Annotated in this window: 13 protein-coding genes; 8 read left to right on the top strand and 5 right to left on the bottom strand. The window is 72.0% G+C overall.

What is annotated here, in order from left to right:
• Positions 1–3: 3 nt before the first annotated feature.
• Genes ACTWPW_RS48280 through kynU form a run of 3 tightly spaced genes read left to right on the top strand, consistent with a single transcriptional unit; the run spans position 4 to position 3,306 of the window.
• Positions 4–972: an amidohydrolase family protein gene (locus ACTWPW_RS48280; protein ID WP_443172760.1), complete on the top strand. Its 969-nt coding sequence runs from the start codon at positions 4–6 to the stop codon at positions 970–972.
• A 13-nt stretch (positions 973–985) separates the two neighbouring features.
• Complete coding sequence (locus ACTWPW_RS48275) at positions 986–2,107, top strand: ABC transporter substrate-binding protein (RefSeq protein ID WP_443172759.1); 1,122 nt, start codon at positions 986–988, stop codon at positions 2,105–2,107.
• Between the two features lie 2 nt (positions 2,108–2,109).
• Positions 2,110–3,306, top strand: coding sequence for a kynureninase (gene kynU, locus ACTWPW_RS48270; protein ID WP_375110713.1), 1,197 nt, complete (start codon positions 2,110–2,112; stop codon positions 3,304–3,306).
• Here the strand turns inward: kynU and ACTWPW_RS48265 are convergent.
• Together ACTWPW_RS48265 and ACTWPW_RS48260 are read right to left on the bottom strand one after the other, a co-directional pair.
• Positions 3,299–3,670, bottom strand: coding sequence for an MmcQ/YjbR family DNA-binding protein (locus tag ACTWPW_RS48265; protein ID WP_375110715.1), 372 nt, complete (start codon positions 3,668–3,670; stop codon positions 3,299–3,301). The genes kynU and ACTWPW_RS48265 overlap by 8 nt on opposite strands.
• A 10-nt stretch (positions 3,671–3,680) precedes the next feature.
• The gene (locus ACTWPW_RS48260) at positions 3,681–4,724 is read right to left on the bottom strand and encodes a DUF2293 domain-containing protein (protein ID WP_375110716.1); all 1,044 of its coding nucleotides are present in this window, start codon (positions 4,722–4,724) and stop codon (positions 3,681–3,683) included.
• A 145-nt stretch (positions 4,725–4,869) separates the two neighbouring features.
• Here ACTWPW_RS48260 and ACTWPW_RS48255 point away from each other — a divergent pair, with 145 nt between their 5' ends.
• Complete coding sequence (locus tag ACTWPW_RS48255) at positions 4,870–5,673, top strand: FKBP-type peptidyl-prolyl cis-trans isomerase (RefSeq protein ID WP_375110717.1); 804 nt, start codon at positions 4,870–4,872, stop codon at positions 5,671–5,673.
• Positions 5,674–5,723: 50 nt separating this feature from the next.
• On the opposite strand, the gene ACTWPW_RS48250 is transcribed toward ACTWPW_RS48255, so the two are convergent.
• Positions 5,724–6,632, bottom strand: a complete 909-nt coding sequence (locus tag ACTWPW_RS48250; RefSeq protein ID WP_375110718.1) for a M23 family metallopeptidase — start codon at positions 6,630–6,632, stop codon at positions 5,724–5,726.
• 112 nt (positions 6,633–6,744) lie between these two features.
• On the opposite strand from ACTWPW_RS48250, the gene ACTWPW_RS48245 reads away from it, so the two are divergent.
• On the top strand, positions 6,745–9,483 hold the full coding sequence (locus tag ACTWPW_RS48245; RefSeq protein ID WP_443172758.1) for a BTAD domain-containing putative transcriptional regulator: 2,739 nt from the start codon (positions 6,745–6,747) through the stop codon (positions 9,481–9,483).
• Here the strand turns inward: ACTWPW_RS48245 and ACTWPW_RS48240 are convergent.
• Both ACTWPW_RS48240 and mads6 read right to left on the bottom strand, forming a co-directional pair.
• Entirely contained in the window at positions 9,444–9,671 is a 228-nt protein-coding gene (locus ACTWPW_RS48240) for a GNAT family N-acetyltransferase (protein WP_443172757.1), read from the bottom strand. The two genes, ACTWPW_RS48245 and ACTWPW_RS48240, sit on opposite strands and share 40 nt — an antisense overlap.
• A gap of 142 nt (positions 9,672–9,813) precedes the next feature.
• Positions 9,814–11,163 (bottom strand): methylation-associated defense system protein kinase MAD6, encoded by a 1,350-nt coding sequence (gene mads6 / locus ACTWPW_RS48235; protein WP_375110721.1) that lies wholly within the window; start codon positions 11,161–11,163, stop codon positions 9,814–9,816.
• Positions 11,164–11,224: 61 nt separating this feature from the next.
• Between mads6 and ACTWPW_RS48230 the strand changes: the two genes are divergently transcribed.
• The 3 genes from ACTWPW_RS48230 to ACTWPW_RS48220 all read left to right on the top strand — a co-directional run bounded on the left by ACTWPW_RS48230 (position 11,225) and on the right by ACTWPW_RS48220 (position 12,979).
• Positions 11,225–11,842, top strand: a complete 618-nt coding sequence (locus ACTWPW_RS48230) for a type 1 glutamine amidotransferase family protein (RefSeq protein WP_443172756.1) — start codon at positions 11,225–11,227, stop codon at positions 11,840–11,842.
• Positions 11,839–12,285: a MarR family winged helix-turn-helix transcriptional regulator gene (locus ACTWPW_RS48225; protein ID WP_443172755.1), complete on the top strand. Its 447-nt coding sequence runs from the start codon at positions 11,839–11,841 to the stop codon at positions 12,283–12,285. The genes ACTWPW_RS48230 and ACTWPW_RS48225 overlap by 4 nt, the downstream gene beginning before the upstream one ends.
• A 427-nt stretch (positions 12,286–12,712) precedes the next feature.
• On the top strand, positions 12,713–12,979 hold the full coding sequence (locus ACTWPW_RS48220; protein ID WP_364114209.1) for a hypothetical protein: 267 nt from the start codon (positions 12,713–12,715) through the stop codon (positions 12,977–12,979).
• The last annotated feature ends 205 nt before the right edge of the window (positions 12,980–13,184 follow it).

Raw genomic sequence — 13,184 nt, 5'->3', positions numbered from 1 at the left:
TCTATGGTCACTGACGTACACACGCACCACGTGCCCAAGGGCTGGCCCGAACTGGGCTGGCCCGGGGCGCCCAGGCTGAGGATCGAGTCGGAGCGCGAAGCGACGATCCTCATCAACGACCGACAATTCCGGAAAATTCAGGATGACTGCTGGGATCCTCGGGTCCGGCTGGAACGGATGGACAAGGACGGCGTGGACCGGCAGGTGGTCTCGCCCACGCCCGTCTTCTTCGGCTACGACCGGCCGGCCGCGCAGGGCGTACGGATCGCGAAGGTCTTCAACGACCTGGCCCTGGAGATCTGCGCCGGCGATCGGCTGATCCCGTTCTGCCAGGTGCCGCTGCAGGACCCGGAGCTGGCCTGCGCGGAGCTCGACCGCTGCCTGGACAACGGCCACCGCGGCGTGGAGATCGGCAACCACGTCGGCGATCGCGACCTCGACGACCCCGGGGTCGTGGAGTTCCTGCGCCACTGCGCCGGGCGGAACGTTCCCGTCTTCGTGCACCCGTGGGACATGCCCACGGGGCCGCGCGTCGCGCGCTGGATGGCGCAGTGGCTGGTCGGCATGCCGGCGGAGACCCACCTGTCCATCCTGGCGATGATCCTCGGCGGCGTGTTCGACCGCGTGCCGGACACGTTGCGGATCTGCTTCGCGCACGGCGGCGGCTCGTTCGCCTTCTGGCTCGGCCGGGTCGAGAACGCCTGGCACCGCAGGCACGACGTGGTCGGCGGCTCCGAACGGCCGCCGTCCCACTACCTCGGCAGGTTCAGCGTCGACTCTGCCGTCTTCGACGAGCGCGCGCTGCGGCTGCTCGTCGACACCCTCGGGGAGGACCATGTGATGCTCGGCAGCGACTTTCCCTATCCCCTGGGCGAGTCACCCTCGGGTGACCTGATCCGCAACGCCGGCTTCCTGTCCGGCGCGGCCCGCGCCAAGCTCCTCGCCGGCAACGCCGAGGCGTTCCTGGGCTGAAGGGAGCCACCCCATGCGCGTACCCGTGCTGGGGCTGCCCGCGGTCGGTCTGGCGGTGCTGATGGCCGCCGGGTGCGGCGGGTCGGTGCCGCCGCCCGATGAGGACGAGCGCCAGGTCAGGATCGGCGCGATCATCTCGCAGACCGGCGTGTACGCCGTGCTCGGCGACGACATGGAGACCGCCATGCGCCTCTATCTCGACGACCACGGCGAGCGCCTGGGCGGCAGGCCGGCCGAGCTCGTCGTGGCCGACGACGGGGGCTCGCCGGAGCAGGGCCAGCAGGCGGCCAGGAAGCTCATCGACGAGGAGGGCGTGGACGCGATCACCGGTCTGATCGCCTCGCCCGTCGCCGTGGCGGTGGCCGGCCAGGCGGGCCGTACGCCGGTGGTGGTCGCCAACGCGGGCGCCGACGAGCTGGCCGGCCCGAACGTCTTCCGCGTCTCCTACACCAACCACGACCACGGCCACGCCGCCGGCCGCCACGCCGCCGAGCGGTACGGCGGGCAGGGCGTGGTGGTCATGGCCTCCGACTACTCGGCGGGCGTCGAGACGCTCAGGGGCTTCACCGAGGGCTTCGGGGCCGAGCCGCTCAAGCAGATCCTGACGCCGTACGGCCGGCTGACCGACCTGGAGCCGTACTTCGAGCAGATCCCGCCGGAGGCGAAGCTCCTGTACGCCTTCTACGCCGGCGGCGAGGCGGTCGCGTTCACCACCGCGTTCAAGCGGCTCGGCTACGACACCAAGATCGAGCTGCTGGCCTGCATGAACCTGACGGACGAGGACGTCCTGCGGGCCGTCGGCCCGGACGCCGAGGGCATCACGACCGTCGGCATGTACTCGCCCGCGCTGGACAACCCGGACAACGCCGCCTTCGTCGCCAGGTGGCGGGCCAGGACCGGCCAGAACCCGTCCGCGGTGGCGCTGCAGAGCTGGGACGCCATGCGCCTCATCGACGCGGCGCTGTCCAGGGGCGGCGATCTGGGGCGGCGGCTGGGGGAGCTGGGCGAGCTGTCGGGGCCGCGCGGCACGTTCCGCCTGGACGCGCGGCACAACCCGGTGCAGAACTGGTACGTCCGGAAGTACCAGAATGGCGTGAACCGGGTATTGGCCACCATCCCCCCACGTCAGGAGTGAACTTGGATCGCGATCAGTGCCTCGCCCTCGACGCCGAGGATCCGCTGCGGGCCTTCAAGGAGGAGTTCGTCCTGCCCGAGGGGGTCGTCTACCTCGTCGGCAACTCGCTGGGCGCGCTGCCCCGCCGTACCGCGGAGCGGGTGCGGCGGACCGTCGAGGACGAATGGGGCAGGCAGCTCGTCGGAGGCTGGAACCACGCCGGCTGGTACGCGCAGCCGCTCAGCGCCGGCGACCGGCTGGCCCCGTTGATCGGCGCGGGCCCCGGGCAGGTCGTGGTGGGCAACGCGACCTCGATCGCGATCTTCCAGGCGGTGGCGGCGGCGCTGAGGCTGCGCCCGGAGCGCCGGGTGATCGTCTCCGACGTGCGGAACTTCCCCACCGACCACTACATGGTGCAGGGCCTGGCCAAACTGCTCGGCGGCGGTTACGAGCTGCGCGACCTGGCCGAGGGGCGCTTCGACGACGCCGCCGTGGTGCTGCTGTCGGAGGTGGACTACCGCACCGGCGCCCGCCACGACGTGCCGTCGGTCACCGCCGAGGCGCACGCGGCCGGGGCGCTGATCGTCTGGGACGTGTGCCACAGCGTGGGCGCCATGGAGGTGGACGTCTCGGAGGCCGACTTCGCGGTCGGCTGCACGTACAAGTACCTCAACGCCGGTCCGGGCGCGCCCGCGTTCCTCTACGTGAACCCCCGCCACCACGCCACCGCCGAGAACGTGCTGTCCGGCTGGCACGGCCACGCCGAGCCGTTCGCGTTCGAGACCGGCTTCCGGCCCGCCGAGGGCATCAGGCGCTTCGCGGTGAGCACCCCGCACGTGTTGTCGTTCGCGGCGCTGGAGGCGGCGCTCGACGTGTGGGAGCGGGTGCCGATGGACCAGGTGCGAGCCAAGAGCATGGCCCTGACCTCGCTCTTCGTCGACCTGGTCGGCGACCGGCTGGAGCTGGCCTCGCCGGCCGACCCCGCCGCGCGGGGCAGCCAGGTGAGCCTGCGCCACCCCGACGGCTACCCGGTCATGCGGGCGCTGATCGACCAGGGCGTGCACGGCGACTTCCGCGCCCCCGACATCCTCAGGTTCGGCTTCGCGCCCCTCTACATCGGCTACGCCGACACCTACGACGCCGCCACCACGCTGCTGGAGGTGCTGGACAAGGAGCTCTGGCGGGACGAGAGGTACGCCACGCGGCTGGCGGTCACCTGAGGTCGAGCTCCTTGATCGCGCGCTTGGGGGCGATCGCGCGGTAGCTCTCCTCCACCCAGTCGAGCAGGATCTCGGTCTCCGGCAGCGCCGACAGGAAGGGCACGGTCACCCAGCCCGCCTTGCCCAGGCCGTAGCCGCTCGGCTGGGCGCCCTCGACGGTCAGCGCGTGGCCGTGGGCCTCCGACAGCAGCTTCACGCCGAACGCGGGACCCCACTTCTCGGTCTCCTCGTCGACGCCGAGGAAGAGGAACACCTTCTTGTTGACCTTGATGACCGTGTCACCCCAGGGGTGGTCCTCGTGAGCCTCGGGCAGCCCGAGTGCGAACGCGCGGAGCTGTTCCCGTGTGTCGTGCCAGTCGCTCATGTTTTCGACACTAGCGCGGCCCGCGGAACTCATCGAGCTTGCGCTCGATGCGGTCCCTGATCTGCTCCCGCGCCTCCATCCGGGGCACGCCCGCCATCAGCAGGCGGTCGTAGTCGGTGTCGAGGTGCCGGATCGAGGCGATCACGGCGAGGGTGATCGCGTTCTCGTCGAGGGCTCTGGCCGCCGCCGACCTGCCCACCCGGCCGCTGCCGCGCTGGCCGGCGTGCTCGGCGATCTCCCGTGCCCGCGGCTCGGGGCAGCCGGGGAACAGCCGGGCGATCTCGGCGGCCATCCGGGCCTGGAAGTCGACGTCCTGCTCCGCCCGGCGTACGCGGTCGCGCTCGCGCCGGCGCAGGCGCACCTCCTCGTCGGCCAGGCACCGGTCCTCGGCGGCGGCCAGCGCGGCGTCCTCCACCAGCAGGCCCAGGCGCTGGTAGACCTTGCGCCGCCGGTTGTACTGGACGACCACGGCCGACAGGCCGCTCTCCTGCTTGGCGCGGCGGCTGAGCGCCGCGTTCCCGGCCGGCAGGAAGACCAGGTGGTCCATGTCCGCGCAGGTCAGGCAGTGGGGCCGGTCGTCCTCCATGATCAGGTAGGGGCCGGTGTCGGCGCAGGACGCGCACGTCCAGGCGTCGAGCGGGGCCACCGCCACCAGGTCGGGCGCCTTGCTCTGCGTCTCGGTGAGCCGCCGCACCCTGGCCTCGCTGAGGTCGGGGGACAGCCAGTGCACCCGGAACGGCTCCTGCGGGTGCCGCGCGGTGAAGCGCAGCTCGCGGCGGTCGCGGGTGCCGGCGACGTAGGGCGTGTCCACCGGCCTGAGCCCCTTGGCGCGCGCCCAGTCGCGCAGCAGGGCGGCCGTGGTGACCAGGCGCTCCTCGTCGACCGCCGCCAGCTCGGCCAGCGTGGCCGCCCGGCCCTGCCGCCAGGTGTCCACGTGCCTGGAGTGCAGCCAGCGCAGGCCGGTCACGACGTCGATGAACGTCACGTATTTTCGGGTGGTCAGCGCGATCTCGGCCGCCTCCGCCACCCGCCGCGCCAAGTTGGGCTTGCTCACAGCGACTCCTCCCCCGAGAGCAGACTGCCGCATCCGATGACTCGCTCGCTCACGGGACAAGTTTGTCGTGAGATGGCGCGTCCCGAAGCTTTCCTTTTGGCACTTGCGGCAAGTAACTCCTTCGGATCTGGTCCGGGAGGAAATCGTGCGTCTGTTCTGGCCTGCCCTCCTCATGCTCGCCACGTCGTGTGGCCTGGCCGAGGAGGGCACGCAACCCGTCGTCACCGGGCGGTTCGGCAGCAAGCCGATCGTCTCCATACCCAAGGGCCAGCCGGGGCGCATGCCGCGGATCACGGTGCTGTCGGTGGGCAGCGGGCGGCGTACGGTGCCCGGTGACGTGGTGCTCGCCGACGTGGACATCCGGCGCTGGTCCGGCAACCGGCCGTACATGAGCACCTACGACGGCAACCAGCCCACCACGGTCGTCTTCGACGGCAGGCAGGTGTCGGAGACCTGGCGGCAGTCGCTCATCGGCCGGCCGGCGGGCACCAGGGTCATGCTGGTCAGCTCGGCGGGCGAGGCCCTCGGCCCGAACGTGCCGCTGACCGGCGTCTCGCCGACGGACACGCTGGTGTTCGTCTTCGACATCCTGGGCGGCTACCCGCCGGACGCGCGGCTCGTCGGGCGCACGCTGCCGGTGATCCCGGCCGACCTCACGCCGGCCGCGCCGCCGCGTACCGTCATCGACGGGTCGGGACGGGAGGTCGTGGCGGGGTCGAAGGTGGTCATCCAGTACGTGGCCGCGTCCTGGCCGTCGAGGACCGTCGTTGATTCCTCGTACCGGCGGGGCGGGCCCAGCGCGTTCACGCTGGAGGAGGGGGCCGTGCCGGCCGCCTGGGTGGACGCGCTGGCCGGGCAGCGGGTCGGCAGCCGGGTGGCCGTGCCGTCCCCGGGGGAGCGGCCCATGCTCTACGTCATCGACGTGCTCGACACCATCACTCCCGAATAGGCACCGCCGAGCAGGCCGGGCGGAATTCCGCCCGGCCTGCCCGGGTCAGGTCAGTCGCAGTGCTCGAACGGGCTGTCGTAGGCCGACGCGCCGGCCTTGCCGCCCCACCTGACGCACGTGCCGGCCGCCGAGGCGATGACCGGTCCCGCGTAGTAGCCGTAGTTGCCCGAGTCGGTCTTCCTCGTGCTGCCCTGTACCTCCAGGTAGGCGCTGGTGGCGGTGGCCGTGCCGAGGGACCTCGACTTCAGCGTGGCGACGCAGTTGTTGCCGTTGCCGCTGTTGTAGAGCAGGTAGACGGTGCCGTCGCTGCCGAGCGCGGCCGAGTCGATCACGCTGTAGCCCGAGCCGCAGACCTCCTGCGGGGTGTACGGGTTGGTCGAGCCGCCGCAGTTCCTCGAGGTCAGCGTCTGCTGCGGGTACCCGAACGTGACGCCGTTGAAAACGGCCTTCTGGATGTTGGACGGGTAGCTGGTTCCCAGCCGTACCTCGTAGTGGAGGTGAGGCGAGATGTTGTTGCCTGGCTTGCTGGTGTTGCCGACCGTCCCGATCTGCTGGCCCTGCGAGACGGCCTGGCCGGCGCTGACCGAGCGGACGTTCAGATGGGCGTAGTACGTGGCCCAGCCGCCCCCGTGGTCGATCTTGACGAGGTTCCCGAACCCGTTGGTCGAGCCCTGGTGGGCCGAGATCGCCACCGTCCCCGAGGCGGCGGCCACCACGGGGTCGCCGAGGTCGGCGCCGGCGGTGCTGCCCCGGTTGAAGTCGATCTCCCACGACTGGTGCGCGCTGCTGGCGCTGGAGTTGCCCGTCCAGCTCTGGCCGCAGGGGAACGGCAGCTGGAAGTTCGTTGCGAGTATCTGCGCCTGCGGCGATTCCGGCTCCGGGTCGGCCGCGGCGGCGGAGGTCGTACCCAGACCGAATAACAAGGCGAGGCCCGCGACCATTGCTCCGCTGAGCTTCATGAGGTGATCCTTTCCCGTGGGATCTCTGAGACCAGGGTCCGCACAGGCCGCACAAGAATCGTCCAGAACCGATACAAAGAGCTGTCAGGCCTCCGTAGAGGAGCTGATGCGGATGACGGTCACCTTCCACGTGCTCGGGCCGCTCGAGGTCCGCTCCGACGGGCGTCCCGTCCGGATCTCCGGCAGGAAACCACGACTGTTGCTGGCCACGCTGCTGCTGGACGCGGGGCGGGTGGTCGGCGCCGACCGGCTGGCCGAGGTGCTCTGGCCGCACCGTCCGCCCCGCTCCGCCCAGGCCAACCTGCGTACGTACGTCAGCTCGCTCCGCTCCGACCTCCGCTCCGACCTCCGCACTGACCTGGGCCCCGAGTGGCTGCGGGCCGACGGCAGCGGCTACGCGATCGACGTGGACCGCGGCGCGCTCGATCTGCTGGCGTTCGAGGACCTGGTCGACCGGGGCGATCACGCCGGGGCGCTGGCCCTGTGGCGTGGCGCGCCGCTGTGCGACCTGCCCGGCAGCCCCGTCTGGGACCGCCGCCTCGAACCCCTGCACCAGCTGCGCCTGCGCGCCGCCGAGGCGATGGTCGAGCGGCGGATCGAGCGCGGTGACCGCGACGGGGCCATCACCGAGCTGCGCGGGCTGCTGGCCGAGCACCCCTACCGGGAGGACCTGTGGGGCCGCCTGCTGCTGACCCTGCACGAGGACGGCAGGAAGGCCGAGGCCCTGCGGGTCTACGCAAGCGTCCGCGACCAGCTCGTGGACGAGCTCGGGGTCGAGCCTGGGGCCGGGCTGCGCGGCGCGTACGAGCTGATCCTGGCGGACGAGGCCCCGACCCGCGCGGGCGAGGCGTCGCCGCGCCGCCGGACCGCCGCCGGGGCGCTCCGGGCGGCGCCCCGCCAGCTCCCGCCCGACCTGCCCGACTTCACCGGCCGGGCCGACGCGGTGGCCGAGCTGGGCCGGCCGTTCGCCGTCGCGGTGATCTCCGGGCCGCCGGGGGCGGGCAAGTCGGCGCTGGCCGTGCACGCGGCGCACGCCCTGCGCGAGGCGTACCCGGCCGGGCAGCTCTACCTGGAGCTGGGCGGCAGGGAGCCGGCCGGCCTGCTGGCCGAGGCGCTCAGGGCGCTCGGCGTGGACGCCGCGCCGCCGACCGTGCCCGAGCGCTCGGCGCTGCTGCGCTCGCTGCTGGCCGAGCGGCCCATGCTGGTGCTGCTCGACGACGCCCGCGACGCCGGGCAGGTACGGCCGCTGCTGCCCGGCACCGGCAGCGCGGTGATCGTCACCAGCCGCCGCCGGATCACCGAGTTACCCGGCGCGGTCCGCATCCAGCTCGGCGAGCTGGCCCCCGAGGAGGCGCTGTCGCTGCTCGGGCAGATCGCGGGCGTGGAGCGGGTGGCGCGCGAGCGGGAGGCCGCCCGCGCCATCGTGGCCGCCTGCGGCGGGCTCCCGCTGGCCGTGCGGAACGCGGGCACGCGGCTGGCCGCGCGGCCCGGATGGTCGCTGTCGGTGCTGCGGCAGCGGCTGGAGGACGACTGGCTGGGCGAGCTGCGGGACGTGCGGGCGACCCTGGACCACGGCTACGAGCGCCTGCCGCGGGAGGCCGCCCGTACTCTGGGCACGCTGGGCCTGCTCGGGGCGCCCGCCCAGCCCGGCTGGGTGGTCGACGCGGCCCTCGGCCGGCACGGCGCACACGACGTCACTGACCTGCTGGTGGACGTCAACCTGCTGGACCTGGTCGGCACCGACCCGATGGGCCAGCCGCGCTACCGGGTGCCCGGCCTCATCGCCCGCCACGCCCTGCAGCGCGGGGACGGCCTGGACGCGGTCGGGCGGGTGCTGGCGGCGTGGACCGCGACCACCGAGCACGCCATGGCGCGGCTGCCTACCACCGTCTTCAGCCTCACCGCCGCCAGGGCGCCGCGCTGGCGGCTGCCCGAGCACACGCTCGAACGGCTGACCTCCGACCCGGTCACCTGGTTCGAGGCCGAGCACGAGGCCCTGGCCGGGGCGGTGGAGGTGGCGGCCGGGCTCGGGCTGGCCGAGTCCGCGTGGGGGCTGGCCGCCGCGATGGTGCCCTACCTCGACCTGCACTGCCACCTGGAGACGTGGCGGCGCACACACGCCGCCGCCCTGGCCGCCGCCCGCGCGGCCGGCGACAGGTACGGCGAGGCCGCCATGCTGAGGGGCCTGGCGCAGGTGAGCCTCTACCAGGACCGGTACGACGAGTCCGCCGAGGGCTTCACCCGCTCCCGCCGGATATTTCATGAATTAGGAGACAGAAGGGCCGAAGCCACCTCCATCTGCGGCCTCGGAGCGGTCAGCCAGTTCCGCGGCCGCCACGCGCGCTCCCTCGGCCACTTCCGGCACGCCCTGGCGATCTTCCTGGCCACCGGCGACCGGCACGGCGAGGCCTTCGCCCGCCAGGCCATCGGCCGCGTGTGCCTGAAGTCGGGGGACCTGGCGCAGGCGTCGGAGTCACTCGGCCAGGCCATGCGGCTGGCCCAGGAGCTCGGGGACGCCCACCGGGAGGGCTGCGTGTGCCTCCAGATGGGCCACCTGCACCAGGCGATGTCGTTCCACCGGCACGCGTTGGAGATCTTCGAGTCGCTGGGGGACCGGCACTGCGGGGCGTACGCGCTGCAGAGCCTGGCCGGGTTGCAGGCGGCCCGCGGCGAGCTGGCCCCGGCCTCGGCCGGGCTCGAACGGTCGCTGGAGATCTTCCAGGAGCTGGGGGACCGCAGCGGCGAGGCGTCCACCACCCAGCTCCTGGGGGAGCTGCACCGCTCGGCCGGGCGCACGGGGCTGGCGCTCGACTATCTCCGGCACGCCAGCGCCCTGCGCTCCAGCCTCTGACCCAGGTCGGAGCGGATCACGCTGTAGAGCACGCCGTCACGCCACTGACCCGCCCGGAACCCGGCGCCCCTGAGCACTCCGTCACGGGTGAAACCGGCCTTCTCCAGCGCCCGCTGCTCGGCCACGTTCGTGAGCTCGGTGGACGCCTCGATCCGGTTGGCCGTGGAGTGGTCGAACAGGTAGCGCACGAGGAGCCGCTGCTCCAGCGGTCGCGCAGGCGGTGGGGGCTCTGGAAGCCGTACCACTGGAACTCGCCGGTGCTGTGCGGGTCGCTGGTGAGCCTGTGGACGAAGGGCAGGTCGTCCTCTTCCACAGGGCGCAGGTTGATCGTCATGAGCGGGACACTATGCGGCGTACGAGCCGTTTGAGCCTCGACTCCGGGGCGGCCGGCGCGCTCTCCAGGGCCTGCAGCGCCTCGGCCGCCGTGGGCCGCTTGGCCGGCGAGTGGTCGAGCATCCGGCGCACCACCTCGGGCACCTCGGGGCCCTGGGCGTCGGCGCTGGTCGGGAGCAGGCCGGTGAGGAGCTGGTGGGCGATGACCCCGGCCGCGTACACGTCGGAGGCGGTCGTCATGCGGTCGGGCCGCTCCTGGCACTCCGGCGCCACGTAGTGGGCGTCGAGCACGTTGCCCAGCTCGTGGGCGACGGTGTAGTTGCGCGGCCCCGGCTTGGCGTAGTCGAACCCCGTCAGCACCGCGCGCCCGTCGTCGGTGACGAGCACGGCGGCCGGGGTCAGCGCGCGGTGGACCACGCCGTTGGCGTGCGCGTGCGCCAGCCCGCGCATCAGGTCCTGGATCACGCCCAGCGGGGCGCCCTTGCCCAGCGCCAGGTGCAGCGCCTCGCCGTGCACGTCGTCGAGCACCAGCACGAAGCGGCTCTCGTCGTCGATGGCGAAGAAGTCGCGCGAGCGCACCACGCACGGGTGCGGCGGGATGCGGGCCAGCGTCTGGTAGGCGTTGGCGATGCGCTGCCGCTCGGCCGCCCGCGCCGTGTGGTCGGCCAGCGGGTCGGCCTGGTAGACCCGCAGCAGCACGGTCTCGCTGCCCGGCAGCGTGGCGTTGAACGCGCGATATTCGGTGACCTTGGTGTCGCCGCCGAGCTGCTCCTCCACCTCCCAGTTGCCGAACCTGGGCGGGGCGGTGCTGCGGCGCACGGTCTGGTTGAGCGCGTCGAGGATCGCCGTCATGTACGGCTTCGCGTCGGGGCTGCACCCGCGCCTGACCCGCGAGACGTCGCTCAGCGTGGCCAGCAGGCCGGGCAGGTCGGCGACGTTGACCGCGTCGCGCCCGGCCGGGTCGATCAGCTCGGCGTCGGGCGAGGTCAGCACGACCAGGCTGTCGACGTAGACGCGTTCGAGCTGGGTGGCCCTGGAGACCAGCAGGCCCTTGAGCGCCTTCGCCGTGCCCCGCAGCTTGGCCACCGGAGACCCGAACGCCTCCCTGCGCGGCGGGAACCAGCGCGTGCCCGACACCTCGATGCGCCCCCGGGTGCCCTTGACGTCGACGACCACGAGCGAGTGGCCGGTCAGCACGATCAGGTCCACCTCGAAGACGTCATGGCCGCGCGGGACCTCGACGTTGTGCAGCAGCAGCCAGTCGGCGGGCGCGTGGTCTCGCAGATATGCGATCACGCGCCGTTCGGCGTCGTTGACCGGACGTCCTCCGCCGACGATCTCTGCCATGCCGCCTATCCTCGCACGGGAATCGATTGACAACATGATGTCGAAATGACAAGATGCTGTCATGAAGGGAATCGTTCACCACGCCGTTTACGACACGCTCGCCGACTGGGAGACCGGTCACGCCACCGCCCACCTGCGCAACGGGCGCTACATGCGGGAGCCCGGCGGCTACGAGATCGTCACCGTCGGCCCGACCACCGATCCGATCGTCACCATGGGGGGCCTGCGGATCACGCCGGACCTCGCGCTCGAAGAGCTCTCCCCGGCCGACAGCGCGCTGCTCATCCTGCCGGGGGCCGATCTGTGGGACGCGGGCGCGGAGCTGGCGCCGTTCGCGCGCAAGGCCGGGGAGTTCCTCGACGCCGGGGTGCCGGTGGCGGCCATCTGCGGCGCCACGGCCGGGCTGGCCCGCGAGGGGCTGCTGGACGACCGCGACCACACCAGCGCCGTGGTGCAGTATCTGGAGGCGCAGGAGGGATACGCGGGCTCCAAGCACTACCTCGACCGGGACGCGGTGCTCGGGGGCGACCTCGTCACGGCCGGGCCGACGGAGCCGGTGGCGTTCGCCAGGGAGATCTTCCGGCGGCTCGACGTCTACCGGCCCGAGGTGCTGGACGCCTGGTTCCGGCTGTTCTCCAGGAGCGACGCCACGGCCTACGAGGTGCTGATGGCGGCATGAGCGAGAGCGGTGACCTGCTGTCCGGGCTGGCCCTGGGCTCCTTCCGGCTCTACGGCCAGTTCCTGCACGTGGCGGAGGGTCTGGCGCGGCCGGTGGGGATGACGGCCGCGTGGTGGCAGGTGCTCGGGGCCGTCCTGCGCGAGCCGTTGCCCGTCGCCGGCATCGCCCGGGCCATGGGGATGACCCGGCAGGGGGTGCAGCGGATCGCGGATCTGCTGGTGGAGCGGGAGCTGGCCGAATACCGGCCCAATCCGGCGCACCGGCGGGCCAAGCTGCTCCAGCCCACGGCGGCCGGGCGGGAGGCCATCGCCAAGATCGTCCCCGCCCACCAGGCGTTCGCCGACCGGCTGGTGGGGGAGCTGGGGGTCGAGGGGGCGCGCGAGTGCCTGGAGGCCGTCCAGCGGCTCTCGGCGGCCCTCGACCACCTGAGCGACCCCTCCTGACCCGCCCGGGGGCGTACCCCCGGCCGCGATGACGAGCTCCGGCGTCCGGAATTCATGGTCGTTTTCTATGAGGGCCGGTGATCAATGCCGTCCGGCCGCCGGCTCCATTCGCCGATCGGCGTGCGGGAGATTCTCAAGTTTCGGGTGATCGTTGCCTAACCGGCGGTGAACGATTGCGCGGGCATTCTCGGGGGCGGCCAAAACAAATCTCGTTCGACGGCCTGCCGGTACACGCAATATACCGAGCGCCGTCGATGAGCGGGAAAACCGAGTGCCAAGAAATCGAGGCGCCTCCTTGACCTTCATGAGGGCATTCTGAGTTGCGGTTCTCGCTGCCTGCCGCGATTGTTATTGGCGGCACCTCACAGCCCTGCACAAACGACTATGGCGTCGGGTTTTCCGCGCCGATCCATGGAGGAAACCAAACATGATCCGTCGCATTCTGGCCGGTGCAGCAATCGCGGCCGCCGCCCTGGGCTTCTCCGCCACCGCGGCCTCGGCCAGTGTCGGCCCCAACCCGAACAACAGCGGGCAGAGCATCCTGAGCCAGCTCAGCATCCTCGACGACCTGACCGCACTGAACGACGTCCTCAACGACTCGGTGAAGTACGTCGACATTCTCACGCTGCTGCACCTGAACGACATCGACGCCGACATCCTGAACAACGAGGAAGACACGGGCGACAACAACTGACGGCTCCTCACGTGGCGTAGGCAGGAAGCTGATCGGCGGCTCCCGGGCAATGGCGGGGGCCCGCCCGGCCAAGATTGACTTCCTGGTGCCTTGAGGTACCGATGTACGGGCCGTGGAAAATTCGCGAAGCCACGGCACGGGCTTGGTGCGCACCGAGCTCTCAGCGCCGCGTGGTACGAGCCGAGTACCGCAAGACGAACTGTGA

The sequence above is a fragment of the Nonomuraea sp. KM90 genome (assembly GCF_052246675.1).
Lineage (GTDB): Bacteria > Actinomycetota > Actinomycetes > Streptosporangiales > Streptosporangiaceae > Nonomuraea.
This window is presented reverse-complemented; position numbering and strand designations above follow the sequence as displayed.